This is a genomic window from Oceanimonas aquatica, assembly GCF_030732065.1.
Taxonomy (GTDB): Bacteria; Pseudomonadota; Gammaproteobacteria; order Enterobacterales; family Aeromonadaceae; genus Oceanimonas.
In genome coordinates this window covers 59346-74020 of the sequence record NZ_JAVBHX010000008.1, presented here as the reverse complement: position 1 = coordinate 74020, position 14675 = coordinate 59346, and the positions used below count along the sequence as shown (strand labels likewise).

Sequence of the window (14675 nt, the reverse complement as noted above, 5' to 3'; positions counted from 1 at the left end):
TGAATGTAAAATCCGTGCGCTTAGCAAGTGATTGGTTAAGTTATCTACAAAAATTACAAACAGCAGATAAATAGTTTGGCTTTTTCTGAGGACGTAGTAATGAAAGGCTCTCTTTCCACCCGGATTTTTACCGGGCTTTTTGTCGGTCTGCTGATCGGCAGCGCAATCCAGTACCTGTTCAAGGATGTATCCCTGCTTAACGACGGCCTGGTCGGCCTGGCCGAAGGCCTGGGCGGCATGTTCGTGTCACTGATTAAGCTGATGGTGGTCCCCCTGGTGTACATCTCCATCGTGACCGGCATCTGTGAGCTGCGCGATATCGCCAGCTTCGGGCGCCTAGGCAGCAAAACCTTTGGCCTGTATATCGTCAATACCATGCTGTCGATCGCCGCCGCCATTCTGGTGGGCGTGATCTTCCAGCCCGGCCTGGGCGCCACCCTGCCGCACGGCGCATCCGGTGCGGTGGAGCTGACCACCACCGAAACCCCGGATCTGGGCGCCATGCTGGTGAATATTGTGCCCAGCAACCCGGTACAGGCCTTTGCCTCCGGCGATATGCTGCAGATCATCTTTATGGCCATTCTCACCGGCCTGGCCATTCAGGGCCTGGGTGCCACTGCAGCGCCGGCGGCCCGTGCCTTCCGCATGGCCAACGAGGTAATGATGAAGCTGGTGGGCCTGGTGATGACCCTGGCCCCTTACGGTGTGTTTGCGCTGATGATAAGCCTGGGCGCCACCCTGGAAGCCGATACCCTGATGTCGGTCGCCGGTTACGTGGCCATGGTAGTGATGGTGCTGGCGTTCTGGATTCTGGTGGTTTATCCCCTGGCGGTGTGGCTGATCACCGGTATCAAGCCGGGTGTGTTCCGCAAGGCCACGCGTGAGCAGCTGTTGTTTTCTCTGTCTACTGCCAGCTCCAATGCCACCATTCCGGTGACCATGCGCACCCTGACCGAGAAACTGGGTGTGTCCCGCGCCATTGCCGGTTTTGGCGTGCCCCTGGGCGCCACCATCAACATGTCCGGCTCTGCCATTTACATTACCCTGGCCGCCATTTTTGCCGCCAATATCTCCGGTACCCCTATTCCTGCCGGTGATCTGCTGACCGTTGGCATTACCGTGCTGCTGATGTCGGTGGGCGTGGGTGGTGTGCCCGGTGGCGCCGTGGTCATGGCCGGCGTGCTGTTGCACCAGATGGGTCTGCCGGTAGAAGCCATGGCCATCATCATGGCGGTGGATCGCATCAATGACATGTTCTGCACCTCTTCCAACGTGGTGGGCGATACCGCCGTCAACACCATAGTGGCGAAGATGGAAGGCAACCCCGATACCATCGACGACGCCGAGCCGGAGCCGGTTCGCAGCAAGTAATATTCAAGTCAGGTAATAAAAAACCGCCTTCGGGCGGTTTTTTATTATTCGGGCTGAGCGGTCGGGTTGGGGATGGGAAAAATGCGGTCGTAGGCCAGGTTGTAGAGAAACGCATAGCACAGGTAAAAGGCCGACATGGCAATGTCCATGACAAAGGCGTCCCACAGGCTGATGCCCAGGTGCCAGGCGATCATCGGCAAAAACAGCAGCAGCAGGCCGCCTTCAAACAGCAGGGCATGAAACACCCGGATCACTGTGGTTTTGCGAACATCGCCGCGCAGTCTCAGCATGGCGTGATCGAACAGCAGGTTGTACGCATAGTTCCAGAGGGTGGCGATGATCGATCCCACCAGTGCCATCAGGCCCATTTCAAACAGATCATGGCCAAATGCCAGGCTGGCCAGCGGCGCGAACATAACCAGACCAATGATCTCGAATCCCAGCGTATGACGAATACGATCCCTGGTGGTACGCATAAAAACTCCTTCAACAAATGCATATTCAGCATGTCATTCTATCTGCTATTGTTTGTCGATAAAGTTGGTAAGTATCGGTTTGCTGGATAGATGAGCTTTTCTCTGGAACAGTTACAGGCCTTTGTGGCGACCGTCGATACCGGCTCCTTTTCGGCGGCGGCCCGTCGTCTGGGCAAGGCTCAATCGGTGATCAGCACTGCCGTTGCCAACCTGGAAATCGATCTCGACAACCCCCTGTTTGTGCGCAGCGGCCGCTACCCCCGGCTGACCCCGGAAGGAGAGCGTTTGCTGGCGGAAGCCCGGGTGATACTGGAGCGGTGCGAGCACTTTCGCGGCGTGGCCAAAAGCCTGGGTGAAGGGGTGGAAAGCCGGCTGGTGCTGGCGGTGGATGAGCTGTATCCGTCCGAACAGCTGGGGGCCCTGATGGACGAGTTCGCCCGCCGCTTTCCATCCGTTGAGCTGGAGCTGCTGTTTCCGCTGATGGAAGATGTCAGTCGCATGGTACTGGAGGAGCGTGTGGATCTGGGCATCATGTGGCGGCAGGAGATTCTGCCTTCGGCGCTGAACTTTCATGCTTTGGGCAGGGTACCGTTAAAGCTGGTGTGCGCCCCCGAGCATGCTCTGGCCGGCCAGCGGGTGGGCTGGGAAGAGCTCAAGCGTTATCGTCAGCTGATGGTGGCGACCCGTAACGACAGCGAAGAAAAGGTCCGCTTGCGGGTGGCGGCGGATGTCTGGTGGGTAGAGAGCCAGTGGGTGATTGTCGAGCTGGTGCAGCGCAACCTGGGCTGGGCCTTTGTGCCCGGGCATGTGGTGGCCGAGGCCCTGGCCAGTGGCGGCCTGGTGACGCCGGCGCTGGAGTTTGACGATCAGGACTGGCCGGTGGCACTGGAGTTGGTGTGGCACAAGCAGCGGCCCCTGGGCAAGGCCGCCGCCTGGTTGAAGGCGGCGGCGATCGGAGCTGCTCAGTCGGCCAGCTGATAGGGCAGAGGCCGCAGCCGCAGCCGGCTGTCGGGTTGATCCTTGATGCGCAGCACGGTGTCGGCGTCCAGATCCTTGTTGAGCACCGACGTCAGCAGGCAGCGGTTGCCATCCTGGCATACGCTCAGCACGGTGCCGGCCCGGCGCCAGTTGTCGCCCAGCTGCAGCTCCAGATCCTGATTGACGGTCACCTCACTCTCAACCTTGCCTTCGAGAATAAACATGGCCTTTTTGTTGGCGCCGCGATACTTGGCCCGGGCCACGGTTTCCTGACCCATGTAGCAGCCCTTGTTAAAGCTGATGCCGCCAATGGCCTGCAGGTTAAGCATTTGCGGAATGTACTCGCCCTGGTGTTCGGCGCTCATGTCCGGCAGGCCGGCCTGGATCATCAGCCCCTGCCATTCCTGCTCGTCACCACGAGGCAGATCGGGCAGGGTCGCGTCTTTGGGCAATACCAGCAGGGCATGCTCGGCGGCCACCGGAATAACCACGCCACCCTGCCACAGATTGCCGTCGCCCACCTCATGGCTGAGCCAGTGGGACAGGCCTTCACCGGCCAGGCCATATACCTGCCACTGTCCGGTCACCTCTTCAATATCGGTTTTGGAGAACACGGCAAACTTTTTCAGCTCCGGCAGCTGGCGCGCTATCAGCGACTGATTCAGTACCAGCAGCAGCTGTTCGCCCTGATTGGCCAGCCAGAAACTGGCCCACAGCTTGCCCTTGCTGTCGCAATGGCCGCCGGGGCTGGCATCGCCGGGGCTGAGGGCGGCCACGTCACAGGTGACCTGGCCCTGCAGATATTTGACCCGTTCGTCACCCGTAAGGCTGAGAACGGCCCGGTCGGTGAGCGGGTAGAGTTTTGGAGAAGAGGCGATGGTAAACACGGGAACACCCTCTGTTTCATTCTTAAAGTGTGACCCTCATGGTAAAGACGGCCAAGTTATTTGTCAGTACTCATTCGACCTTATACCATGAGCTTTGTTTTGTTACATGGAAGCCGACATGCTCACTAGCACTGACAAACCCCGCCTGATCTGGGCATGCCGCCGGGGCATGCTGGAGCTGGATGTCATTCTCGCGCCCTTTGTGGAGCACGAATACGACGCCCTTGATGAGTCACAACAGGCCACCTTCCGCCGCCTGCTGGAGTGTGACGATCCGGATTTGTTTGCCTGGTTCATGGGCCACGACAGCTCCAAGGATGCCGCTCTGCAGGCCATGGTGAACTACATTCTTGAGCGCAACCAGATTCGCAATCAACGCTGATCCCTCACGGCTGCACCGGTTGTATGCACTGGGGCTGGCGCTTGGCCTGTGGCTGCCGGCCTCGCTGTTGCTGAGTGTTGACCGTCTGCCCTGGTTTGCGCTGGGCTGGTTGCCGGCGGTGATGCTGATGTGGCGACGCTGCCGGTATTACCGGCCTCGCGGCGAATTCAATGCCGGTGTGCTTACCCTCAACGGCCGCAGCGGCGAGCTTTCCCATCACAGCCGGGCCGGGCCCGGCTTTTTGCTGCTGGTACTGAAGGGTGACCCCTGGCCGCCGCTGTGGCTGTTTCAGGATGCGGTGCCCGACGCCGTGTACCGGCGCCTGACACGGCAACTGCTTTACGCCGGCTGACGACGACGGTAGTTGGCGGGGGTGAGCACGGTAGGCTGGGGCTGGTCCTGCTGCTCCGGGTAGTCCAGGGTGTAATGCAGTCCGCGGGACTCCTTGCGCTCCATGGCCGACATCACGATCAGCTCGGCCACCTGCACCAGGTTACGCAATTCCAGCAGGTTGTTGCTGACGCGGAAGTTGGCGTAATACTCCTGAATTTCCTGCTGCAACAGCTCGATGCGGCGCTTGGCCCGCTCCAGCCGCTTGTTGGAGCGCACTATGCCCACATAGTCCCACATAAACAGCCGCAACTCATGCCAGTTGTGGTGGATCACCACTTCCTCGTCCGAGTTGGTCACCTTGCTTTCATCCCACAGCGGCAGCATGGGCGGCTCCGGGGTGGTGGCGAGGTTGGCCAGCATGTGCTCGCCGGCGGCGCGGGCAAACACGATGCATTCCAGCAACGAGTTGGACGCCATGCGGTTGGCGCCGTGCAGGCCGGTGTAGGACACCTCGCCAATGGCATAGAGGCCGTCGATGTCGGTGCGGCCCTGGCGGTCGACCATGACACCGCCGCAGGTATAGTGGGCGGCGGGCACCACCGGCATGGCCTGTTTGGTGATATCGATGCCCACCTTGAGGCAACGCTCGTAAATGGTGGGAAAGTGCTTGATGATGAAATCGGCGGGCTGGTGGCTGATATCGAGGTACATGCAGTCGGCGCCCAGGCGCTTCATTTCATGGTCGATGGCCCGGGCTACTATGTCCCGGGGCGCCAGCTCGCCGCGCTCGTCGAAGTCGGGCATAAAGCGGCTGCCGTCCGGGCGCAGCAGGCGGGCGCCTTCGCCGCGCAGGGCTTCGGTGAGCAGAAAGTTGTTATCGTCCGGGTGATACAGGCTGGTGGGATGAAACTGGTTGAATTCCATGTTGGCCACCCGGCAGCCGGCCCGCCAGGCCATGGCTATGCCGTCGCCGGAGCTGACATCCGGGTTGGAAGTGTACTGGTAGACCTTGGAGGCGCCGCCGGTGGCCATGGCCACGAAGCGGGCGCGCACGGTTTCCACCCGCTCCTTGTTGCGGTTCCACACATAGGCACCCAGTATTCGGTTGCCGGGCAGGCCGAGCTTGGCGCTGGTGATCAAATCCAGGGCGTTGACCCGCTCCAGCACGTGAATGTTGGGGTGGCGTTTGACTTGGTCGATCAGTGTGGTCTGCACCGCCTTTCCGGTGGCGTCGGCGGCGTGAAAAATACGCCGGTGGCTGTGGCCGCCTTCCCGGGTCAGGTGGTAACTGGGCTCACCCTGTGCCGATTCTTCGGTATCAAAGGGCACGCCCTGGCCGATTAACCACTGAATGGCATCGGGGGCGTTGCGGGCGGTAAATTCCACCACGTCTTCATCGCACAGGCCGGCGCCGGCGATCAGGGTATCGGCCACGTGGGACTCGATGCTGTCGGTTTCATCAAAGACGGCGGCAATGCCGCCCTGAGCATAGAGGGTGGCTCCTTCGGCGAGCGGTCCTTTGCACAGCACGTGCACGCGCGCGTGACTGGCCAGTTTCAACGCCAGAGACAGGCCGGCGGCACCGCTGCCAATGATGAGCACGTCGCAGAGGTATTCAACGGGATCCTTCATAAAGTATCATTGGCTCGAAATGGAGAGTCTTTGCATGTTATCCCATGCGCCCCGTTCGCGCAGCCGTAATTGGCTTTTCCAAATGAGTTCAGAACTTTTTCCCGCCTTTGAAGTCCATTAAGGTACGCTTGTGACGGGCTGGTGGTCAGACACCGGAAGAATCGGAGGGTACGCGGCTCGTATGAGCGAAAATTTGACGGATCAGCAATTGATCGAGCGGGTTCAGCGGGGCGACAAGAATGCGTACAACCTGCTGGTGAAAAAATATCAGTATAAAGTGGCGAACCTGGTGTCCCGTTACGTGTCCAACCCAGGAGACGTACCCGATGTAACCCAGGAGGCCTTTATCAAGGCCTATCGGGCATTGCCCGGTTTTCGTGGTGACAGTGCCTTTTTCACCTGGCTGTATCGCATCGCGGTCAATACCGCCAAGAACCACCTGGTGTCGCAGCGGCGGCGCCCGCCGGGTTCGGATGTGGAAGTGGATGACGCCGAATATTACGGTGGCGGCGATGCCCTCAAGGAGCTGGCCTCGCCGGAAAGCCTGATGCTGACCGAGGAAATCCGTCGGGCCGTGTATGACACCATAGACAGCCTGCCGGACGATCTGAAAACGGCAATCACACTGCGGGAACTGGAAGGGATGAGCTACGAAGACATTGCGAGTGTCATGGAGTGCCCGGTGGGAACCGTACGCTCACGCATTTTTCGGGCTCGGGAAGCGATTGACAAGCGGGTGACCCCCTTGCTTCGGAGTTGAACGGGGAAGTGTTATGGCTAACAAAGAACAAATATCGGCACTGGTAGACGGAGAAATTCAGGACAGGGTGTTGCTGGAGGACGTTGCCAACAACAAGGAGCTGGCCGATACGTTTGGCCGCTATCACCTTTACGGCGACGCCCTACGCAACGAACTGCCCGAACGCTTGCCGTTCGATCTGAGCGACGGCGTCATGGCCGCGCTGGAGCAGGAAGCGCCGCTGACGGCCGCCAACGACAACGCCGCCGAGCCGGCGTCGTCCAGAGTGGTGCGGCCGCTGTTCGGGCGAGTCGGGCCGGCCCTGCGCCATGCGGGACAGTTCGCCATTGCCGCTTCGGTGTCGGCGGCCGTGATCTTTGGCGTGCAGCACTACAGTCAGCCTTCGGCCATGCAGTCGCCGGTGCTGAATACCGTGCCCCTGAGCGGCGGGGCTGCCCCGGTGAGCCTGAACTACCAGAATGACGCTCAGCAGCGGGCCACTGAACAGAAATTGTTGGAACAGGAGCGGCGCATCAACGCCCTGCTGATGGACCATGAACTGCAGCAACGGCTGCGTCAGAACCAGAACTGAGGTAGCGGCTTCTTGATCTATCACGGACTGCGAGCGGCACTGCTTGTGCTGCTGGTGATGGCATGGCCCGCCAGGGCCACTATGGAAGGCGACCCGGTGCAACTGTTGCAACGTATGCAGCAGGCCTACGGGGAGATGAATTTTGAGCTGACCCTGGTGGAGTCGGGCATCGGCGAGCCCGAGCCCAAGCGCCTGACCCGGGGCCACCTCGATGGCCAGGCCCTGACCCACCTGCTGCACCTGAACGGTCGCCCCCGGGAATTTGTGCAGCGTGACGACGAAACCAGCTTCTTTGACTATGGCCCCGAAGGTTACACCCTGCGGGACTCCCGCCTGCCGGGACTGTTTACCCGCGTGCAGCTGCTGCCCCTTGAGCATGTGCTTGAACATTATGAAGCGGTGATCGCCGGGCGCAGCCGGGTGCTGGGTCGTGCCGCCAACCTGGTGCGGCTGTTGCCAAAAGCCGAGCACTGTTATGGCTATGTGCTCTGGCTGGATCAGCAGACCGGTCTGTTGCTGCGTCTCGATACCCTGGATCATGAAGCTACCCTGGTGGCTCAGAGCATGGGGGTGGCGCTGACCATCAGCGAAGCCCCGGCGCCGTTGCTGCAGGAATTGCAGGAGATTCGTCTGCCCCCCGCCATGCCCCTGGCCGAGGTACAGTCGGCTCCCGAGCCACAGGCGTCCTGGCGGGCGGACTGGCTGCCGGCCGGCTTTGAGGTGCGTGCCCAGAACCGCCACCGGCTGCCGCTCACCGAGCAGCCGGTAGACTACCTGATGGCGTCCAACGGTATGGTGGATGTCTCCGTCTATGTGGCCGAGACCCAAATCAGCGAGCCTCGTCAGCAGCTGGTGCGCCAGGGCGCCACTCACTTGGTCAGTCTGGTCAGCCCGGGGCGGGTGGAAGTCACCGTGGTGGGCGACGTGCCTGCCGACATCGCCCGGCGCATTGCCGAATCGGTCATTCCCAGCGAGGCAGACGGAGCCAATAATGATTGAGGAGATCGCCACCGTCACCGCCGTGCATGACGGCCGGGTGGAAGTCAGTTGCTTCAGCAAGTCGGCCTGCGGTCAGTGCCGGCAAAGCAGCACCTGCGGTACCGGCCTGGTGTCAAAGGCCCTGCCGGGGCGGGATCACCGCTTTGTGATTGCCACCGAGCTGACACTCCAGCCCGGGCAGCAAGTGCGCATCGGCATTCCCGAACAGAGTCTGATCACCGGTGCCCTGCTGGTTTATCTGCTGCCGTTGTTGTGCCTGCTGACGGGCGGCCTGGTGGCCGGCTGGGCCGGGCTGGGTGAGGGGGCCAGCATAGTCGGAGCATTGGCCGGTGGTGGGCTGGGCTTTGCCTTGGCATCCCGGCTGTCCCGCCGTCGTGGCCATGATCAGCCGGTGATCCTCGGATCGCTGCTCCCGGTGGCCCGTGCCGATTAGTCCCGACTAAGGATTGGTCACTGTGCCGCGAATCCGGTAGAATCTCGCCTTTATTGTCGCCATTGACTACGGACGCCTTATCGCATCATGAAGCATATTCGTAATTTCTCCGTCATCGCTCACATCGACCACGGCAAATCGACCCTGTCCGATCGCCTGATCCAGGTATGTGGCGGCCTCACCGATAGGGAAATGCAGCAGCAGGTACTCGACTCCATGGATCTGGAGCGCGAGCGCGGCATTACCATCAAGGCCCAGAGTGTGACCCTGAACTACCAGGCGCAGGACGGCAATCAGTACCAGCTCAACTTCATCGATACGCCCGGGCACGTGGACTTCTCCTACGAGGTATCCCGCTCGCTGGCCGCCTGTGAAGGGGCGCTGCTGGTGGTGGACGCCGGTCAGGGGGTTGAGGCACAGACTCTGGCCAACTGTTACACCGCCCTGGACATGAACCTGGAAGTGGTGCCGGTACTGAACAAGATCGACCTGCCCCAGGCCGAGCCGGAGCGGGTGGCCGAAGAGATTGAAGACATCGTCGGCATCGACGCTATCGACGCGGTGCGCTGCTCCGCCAAGACCGGCCTGGGTGTGGATCAGGTGCTGGAAACCATCGTCCAGAAGATTCCGTCGCCGGAAGGGGACCCCGAAGCCCCGCTGCAGGCGCTGATCATCGACTCCTGGTTCGACCCCTATCTGGGGGTGGTGTCACTGGTGCGCATCAAGCACGGCAGCCTGAAGAAGAACGACAAGATCAAGGTGATGAGCACCGGCCAGGTCTGGGGCGTGGATCGCATCGGCATCTTTACCCCCAAGCAAAAGGACACCGACGGTCTCAACTGCGGCGAAGTGGGCTGGGTGGTGTGCGGCATCAAGGACATTCACGGTGCGCCCGTGGGTGATACCCTGACCCATGCCAAGCACGGTGCGGAAAAGGCCCTGCCCGGCTTCCAGAAGGTCAAGCCCCAGGTGTACGCGGGCCTGTTCCCCATCTCCAGCGACGACTACGAGGCGTTTCGTGACGCCCTCGACAAGCTGGCACTGAACGATGCGTCCCTGTTCTACGAGCCGGAAACCTCCAACGCCCTGGGCTTTGGCTTCCGCTGTGGTTTCCTCGGCATGCTGCACATGGAGATCATTCAGGAACGCCTGGAGCGAGAATACGATCTGGATCTGATCACCACGGCGCCCACGGTAGTGTACGAAGTGGTCAAGACCGACGGCGAGGTGATCTACATCGACAGTCCGTCCCAGCTGCCGGCGGTGAACAACATCGAGGAAATTCACGAGCCCATCGCCGAGTGCCATATTCTGGTACCTCAGGAATACCTGGGCAACGTCATCACCCTGTGCATCGAAAAGCGGGGCGTGCAGACCAACATGGTTTATCACGGCAATCAGGTGGCGCTGACCTACGACATTCCCATGGCGGAAGTGGTGCTCGACTTCTTTGACCGCCTGAAGTCCACCAGCCGGGGCTATGCCTCGCTGGATTACGGTTTCAAGCGCTTTGAAGCGGCCGACATGGTGCGCCTCGATATCATGATCAACGGCGATCGGGTGGATGCCCTAGCCATTATTACCCACAAGGACAACGCCCAGTTCCGCGGCCGCCAGCTGGTGGAGAAGATGCGTGAGCTGATCCCGCGGCAGATGTTCGATATCGCCATTCAGGCGGCCATCGGCAACCAGATCATCGCCCGCAGCACCGTCAAGGCCCTGCGCAAGGACGTGACCGCCAAGTGTTATGGCGGTGACGTCAGCCGTAAGAAAAAGCTGCTGGCCAAGCAGAAGGAAGGCAAGAAGCGCATGAAGTCCCTGGGCCGGGTGGATATTCCGCAGGATGCCTTCCTCGCCATTCTGCACGTCGGTAAGGACAAGTAACCATGGCAAGTACCTTTGCCCTGATCCTGGTGCTGGTGACCCTGGTCACCGGTATCATCTGGGCCTGTGACAAGTGGATCTGGGCGCCCCAGCGCGGGCGCCGGCTGGCCGAGGCGCAAGCCAACCACGGCAACAAGGTGGATGCGGCGGCACTGGCGAAAGCCGCGGCCACCCCCGGCTGGATCGAGCAGGCCAGGTCCATTTTTCCGGTGATCGCGGCGGTGCTGGTACTGCGTTCCTTTATCTATGAGCCGTTTCAGATCCCGTCCGGCTCCATGATGCCCACCCTGCTGGTAGGCGACTTCATTCTGGTGGAGAAATTCTCCTACGGGCTGAAGGAGCCGGTGACCAACACCACGCTCATTCCCACCGGCAAGCCGGAGCGGGGCGACATCGCGGTGTTCAAGTACCCGGAAAATCCCCGTATCGATTACATCAAGCGGGTGATCGGTCTGCCCGGGGATCACATCGTGTACCGGGACAAGCAGCTGTTTATCAAGCCGGCCTGCGACGGCGACGACTGCCCCGGTTATGCGCCGGTGGCACTGAAGTTCGAGCAAAGCGGCGAGTTTACCCAGATGGGCATTCCGCTGGCCCGCTATCAGGAAAGCCTGACCGAGCGCCCCCATGATATTCTGCAAAATCCGCTGCTGCCGGACCGGGTCTCCATGTATCACCGTCAGCCGGGCACCGCCCTGAACGAATGGGTGGTACCGGAAGGCCACTACTTCGCCATGGGTGACAACCGCGACAACAGCACCGACAGCCGCTTCTGGGGCTTTGTGCCTGAGGGCAATCTGGTGGGCAAGGCGGTCGCCATCTGGATAAGCTTTGAGTTTGATCGCAACGCCGACAGCTGGCTGCCCGAGTGGGTGCCGAGCGATGTGCGTTTCAGCCGAATAGGCGCAATTCATTAATGAAAAAACCGAATACTCTGCAAAAAAAACTGGGTCATACCTTTAACGATGAGGCCCTGCTGGTGCGGGCGCTGACTCACCGCAGTGCCGGCTCCCGCCACAATGAGCGGCTGGAGTTTCTCGGCGACTCCATTCTCAGCATGGTGATCGCCGACGCCCTGTTTCACCGTTTTCCCAAGGTCAACGAAGGCGACATGTCACGCATGCGCGCGACCCTGGTGCGGGAAAAGACCCTGGCCGAGCTGGCCCGGGCCTTTGAGCTGGGTGAGTACCTGATCCTGGGGCCCGGCGAGCTGAAAAGCGGCGGCTACCGCCGGGAGTCGATTCTGGCCGATGCGGTAGAGGCGCTGATCGGCGCCATTTACCTCGACAGCGGCATCGAACGCATTACCGAACTGCTGCTGAGCTGGTACGACAGCCGGCTTAACGACATTCAGCCCGGGGTGGAGCAGAAAGATCCCAAGACCCGGCTGCAGGAGCTGCTGCAGGGCAAACGCAAACCACTGCCCACCTATGAGGTGGTCGACGTGATTGGTGAAGCCCATAATCAGAAATTTACCGTGCACTGCACCGTGGACGGCCTGGCCGACCCCGTGGTGGGGGTGGGCACCAGCCGCCGAAAGGCGGAGCAGGCGGCGGCCGAGCAGGCCCTGGAAACTTTGTTATGACAGAACAACAGCAAACTTATTGCGGCTTTGTGGCCATCGTCGGTCGTCCCAACGTGGGCAAGTCGACCCTGCTGAACCGGCTGCTGGGGCAGAAGGTCAGCATTACCTCGAAAAAGCCGCAGACCACCCGGCACCGCATCATGGGCATCGATACTGACGGCGACTATCAGGTCGTTTACGTCGATACCCCCGGGCTGCATATCGAGGAAAAGCGTGCCATCAACCGGCTGATGAACCGGGCGGCGTCCAGCTCTCTGGGTGACGTGGAAATGGTGGTGTTCGTGGTCGACGGCACTCAGTGGACCAAGGACGACGACATGGTGCTGAACAAGCTCAAGCGCATGAACTGTCCCGTGGTGCTGGCCATCAACAAGATCGACAACGTCGAGAGCAAGGAAGCCCTGCTGCCCCACATGCAGTGGCTGGCCCAGCAAATGGACTTTGCCGACATAGTGCCTATCTCGGCGGAGAAGGGCACCAATGTGGATACCATCGCCAAACTGGCCCGGTCCCGGCTCAAGCCTTCGCTGCACTATTTTCCGGAAGACTACATCACCGACCGCTCTTCCCGCTTTATGGCGGCGGAGATCATTCGCGAAAAGCTGATGCGCTTTACCGGTGACGAGCTGCCTTACTCGATTACCGTGGAGATCGAACGCTATCAGGTGGACGAAAAGGGCGTGGTACACATCAACGGCCTGATACTGGTGGAGCGCAGCGGCCAGAAGCGCATGGTGATCGGCAACAAGGGCGAGAAGCTGCGTACCATAGGTACCGAAGCTCGGCTGGATCTCGAGCGGCTGCTGGAGCAAAAGGTCTATCTGGAGCTCTGGGTCAAGGTCAAGTCCGGCTGGGCCGATGACGAACGCGCCCTGCGCAGCCTGGGTTACGGCGACGACTGAGTATGGCGCACGCCGCCTTTGTCATTCACAGCCGCCCCTACCGGGAAACCAGCCAGCTGGTGGACGTCTTCACTCAAGAGCAGGGGCGGCAGAGCCTGGTGGCACGGGGCAGTCGCCAGCCCCGTTCGCCCCTCAAGGGGCTGCTGCAACCTTTTGTGCCCCTGCGGCTGACCTTTGCCGGCAAGGGCGAGCTGAAAACCCTGCACAGCGCCGAGGCCACCGGCCCGGCCATTCGGCTGACCGGCACCGCCCTCTACAGCGGTCTCTATCTCAACGAGCTCATTCATTATCTGCTGGAAGTGCAGACCCCCTTTGAGGAAGTGTTTGACGTCTACCTCGATACCCTGCAAAAACTGGCGAATGGCAGTGCCCTTGAACCCTGTTTGCGTCATTTCGAGTTTTACATGCTGAATGTGCTCGGTTATGGCGTGGATTTTACTCAGGATGCCGAGACCGGGGCAGCCGTTTGTCCGCGAGGCTGGTATGCTTACCGGCCCGAGGCCGGCTTTGTGGCCCTCGAGGGCCGGCAGCCCGGCGCCTTTCGCGGCGACTGGCTCCATGCCCTGGCCGAGCTCGAGCTGGATACGCCCGAGGTGCTGGCGGCGGCCAAGCGGTTCAGCCGCATTGCGCTGGCACCCTATCTGGAGGGGCGGGTACTGAAAAGCCGGGCCCTGTTTATCAAAGGAAAGAGAGGAAGTCCCAGTGAGTGAACTGTATTTGGGTGTGAACATCGATCATATCGCTACCTTGCGCAATGCCCGGGGCACCAGCTACCCGGATCCGGTATACGCCGCGACGGTGGCCGAGCTGGCCGGGGCTGACGGCATTACCGTGCACCTGCGTGAGGATCGCCGGCATATCATCGATCGGGATGTGGAGATCCTGAGCCAGACCATTCAAACCCGCATGAACCTGGAAATGGCAGTCACCGAGGAGATGATCGACATCGCCTGTCGCATCAAGCCGGCCTTTGTCTGCCTGGTGCCGGAAAAGCGCGAAGAAGTGACCACCGAAGGCGGCCTGGATGTGGCCGGTCAGCTCGACAAAGTAACCGCGGCGGTGACCCGGTTGCGCGAGGCGGGCATCAAGGTGTCGTTGTTTATCGATGCGGATCGGGCCCAGATCGACGCGGCCGTGGCCACCGGTGCCCCCTACATTGAAATTCACACCGGCCATTACGCCGATGCCACCAGCGAGGCCGAACAGCTGGCCGAGCTCAAGCGCATTGCGGCCTCTGCCTCTCATGCTCACGATGCCGGCCTCAAGGTGAACGGCGGCCACGGCCTGCACTACCACAACGTCAAGCCCATCGCCGCCATTCCGGAGATGCTTGAGCTGAACATCGGCCACGCCATCATTGCCCGGGCCGCTTTTGACGGCCTGGAAAAAGCGGTGCGCGACATGAAGCGGCTGCTGCGCGAGGCCCGCCAGGGCGTGTGACCGCGAGGTGTGAGGGGGGTGGAGTGAGGCGTATTGGCGCCG

Annotated in this window: 17 protein-coding genes; 14 read left to right on the top strand and 3 right to left on the bottom strand. The window is 60.9% G+C overall.

Annotation, left to right across the window (positions count from 1 at the left end; genetic code table 11):
* The first annotated feature begins 99 nt into the window (after positions 1 to 99).
* The gene (locus Q9290_RS12365; protein ID WP_306079959.1) at positions 100 to 1371 is read left to right on the top strand and encodes a dicarboxylate/amino acid:cation symporter; all 1272 of its coding nucleotides are present in this window, start codon (positions 100 to 102) and stop codon (positions 1369 to 1371) included.
* A gap of 44 nt (positions 1372 to 1415) precedes the next feature.
* On the opposite strand, the gene Q9290_RS12360 is transcribed toward Q9290_RS12365, so the two are convergent.
* Positions 1416 to 1847, bottom strand: a complete 432-nt coding sequence (locus tag Q9290_RS12360) for a PACE efflux transporter (protein ID WP_306079958.1) — start codon at positions 1845 to 1847, stop codon at positions 1416 to 1418.
* A 90-nt stretch (positions 1848 to 1937) separates the two neighbouring features.
* Between Q9290_RS12360 and Q9290_RS12355 the strand changes: the two genes are divergently transcribed.
* A complete protein-coding gene (locus Q9290_RS12355; RefSeq protein ID WP_306079957.1) occupies positions 1938 to 2825 on the top strand; it encodes a LysR family transcriptional regulator in 888 nt (295 codons plus the stop codon).
* On the opposite strand, the gene ygfZ is transcribed toward Q9290_RS12355, so the two are convergent.
* Positions 2810 to 3712 (bottom strand): CAF17-like 4Fe-4S cluster assembly/insertion protein YgfZ, encoded by a 903-nt coding sequence (gene ygfZ, locus Q9290_RS12350; protein WP_306079956.1) that lies wholly within the window; start codon positions 3710 to 3712, stop codon positions 2810 to 2812. The two genes, Q9290_RS12355 and ygfZ, sit on opposite strands and share 16 nt — an antisense overlap.
* Positions 3713 to 3830: 118 nt before the next feature.
* On the opposite strand from ygfZ, the gene Q9290_RS12345 reads away from it, so the two are divergent.
* Together Q9290_RS12345 and Q9290_RS12340 are read left to right on the top strand one after the other, a co-directional pair.
* Positions 3831 to 4094 (top strand): FAD assembly factor SdhE, encoded by a 264-nt coding sequence (locus tag Q9290_RS12345; RefSeq protein ID WP_306079955.1) that lies wholly within the window; start codon positions 3831 to 3833, stop codon positions 4092 to 4094.
* Positions 4063 to 4446, top strand: a complete 384-nt coding sequence (locus Q9290_RS12340) for a protein YgfX (RefSeq protein WP_306079954.1) — start codon at positions 4063 to 4065, stop codon at positions 4444 to 4446. Before Q9290_RS12345 ends, Q9290_RS12340 begins: the two co-directional genes overlap by 32 nt.
* Here the strand turns inward: Q9290_RS12340 and nadB are convergent.
* Positions 4434 to 6059 carry an L-aspartate oxidase gene (nadB, locus tag Q9290_RS12335; protein ID WP_306079953.1) on the bottom strand — a complete coding sequence of 542 codons (1626 nt, stop codon included), beginning with the start codon at positions 6057 to 6059 and terminating at the stop codon, positions 4434 to 4436. The genes Q9290_RS12340 and nadB overlap by 13 nt on opposite strands.
* Before the next feature lie 181 nt (positions 6060 to 6240).
* Between nadB and rpoE the strand changes: the two genes are divergently transcribed.
* The 10 genes from rpoE to pdxJ all read left to right on the top strand — a co-directional run bounded on the left by rpoE (position 6241) and on the right by pdxJ (position 14633).
* Positions 6241 to 6819, top strand: coding sequence for an RNA polymerase sigma factor RpoE (gene rpoE, locus Q9290_RS12330; protein WP_306079952.1), 579 nt, complete (start codon positions 6241 to 6243; stop codon positions 6817 to 6819).
* A 13-nt stretch (positions 6820 to 6832) separates the two neighbouring features.
* Complete coding sequence (locus Q9290_RS12325; RefSeq protein WP_306079951.1) at positions 6833 to 7390, top strand: sigma-E factor negative regulatory protein; 558 nt, start codon at positions 6833 to 6835, stop codon at positions 7388 to 7390.
* 12 nt (positions 7391 to 7402) lie between these two features.
* Positions 7403 to 8389, top strand: coding sequence for a MucB/RseB C-terminal domain-containing protein (locus Q9290_RS12320; RefSeq protein ID WP_306079950.1), 987 nt, complete (start codon positions 7403 to 7405; stop codon positions 8387 to 8389).
* On the top strand, positions 8382 to 8822 hold the full coding sequence (locus Q9290_RS12315; RefSeq protein ID WP_306079949.1) for a SoxR reducing system RseC family protein: 441 nt from the start codon (positions 8382 to 8384) through the stop codon (positions 8820 to 8822). The genes Q9290_RS12320 and Q9290_RS12315 overlap by 8 nt, the downstream gene beginning before the upstream one ends.
* An 87-nt stretch (positions 8823 to 8909) precedes the next feature.
* On the top strand, positions 8910 to 10706 hold the full coding sequence (gene lepA / locus Q9290_RS12310) for a translation elongation factor 4 (RefSeq protein WP_306079948.1): 1797 nt from the start codon (positions 8910 to 8912) through the stop codon (positions 10704 to 10706).
* 2 nt (positions 10707 to 10708) lie between these two features.
* Positions 10709 to 11623: a signal peptidase I gene (gene lepB / locus Q9290_RS12305; RefSeq protein ID WP_306079947.1), complete on the top strand. Its 915-nt coding sequence runs from the start codon at positions 10709 to 10711 to the stop codon at positions 11621 to 11623.
* Positions 11623 to 12291 carry a ribonuclease III gene (rnc, locus tag Q9290_RS12300; RefSeq protein WP_306079946.1) on the top strand — a complete coding sequence of 223 codons (669 nt, stop codon included), beginning with the start codon at positions 11623 to 11625 and terminating at the stop codon, positions 12289 to 12291. Before lepB ends, rnc begins: the two co-directional genes overlap by 1 nt.
* Complete coding sequence (gene era, locus Q9290_RS12295; RefSeq protein WP_306079945.1) at positions 12288 to 13193, top strand: GTPase Era; 906 nt, start codon at positions 12288 to 12290, stop codon at positions 13191 to 13193. The genes rnc and era overlap by 4 nt, the downstream gene beginning before the upstream one ends.
* 2 nt (positions 13194 to 13195) lie before the next feature.
* The gene (gene recO / locus Q9290_RS12290) at positions 13196 to 13903 is read left to right on the top strand and encodes a DNA repair protein RecO (RefSeq protein WP_306079944.1); all 708 of its coding nucleotides are present in this window, start codon (positions 13196 to 13198) and stop codon (positions 13901 to 13903) included.
* Entirely contained in the window at positions 13896 to 14633 is a 738-nt protein-coding gene (gene pdxJ / locus Q9290_RS12285; RefSeq protein ID WP_306079943.1) for a pyridoxine 5'-phosphate synthase, read from the top strand. Before recO ends, pdxJ begins: the two co-directional genes overlap by 8 nt.
* Positions 14634 to 14675 lie beyond the last annotated feature (42 nt).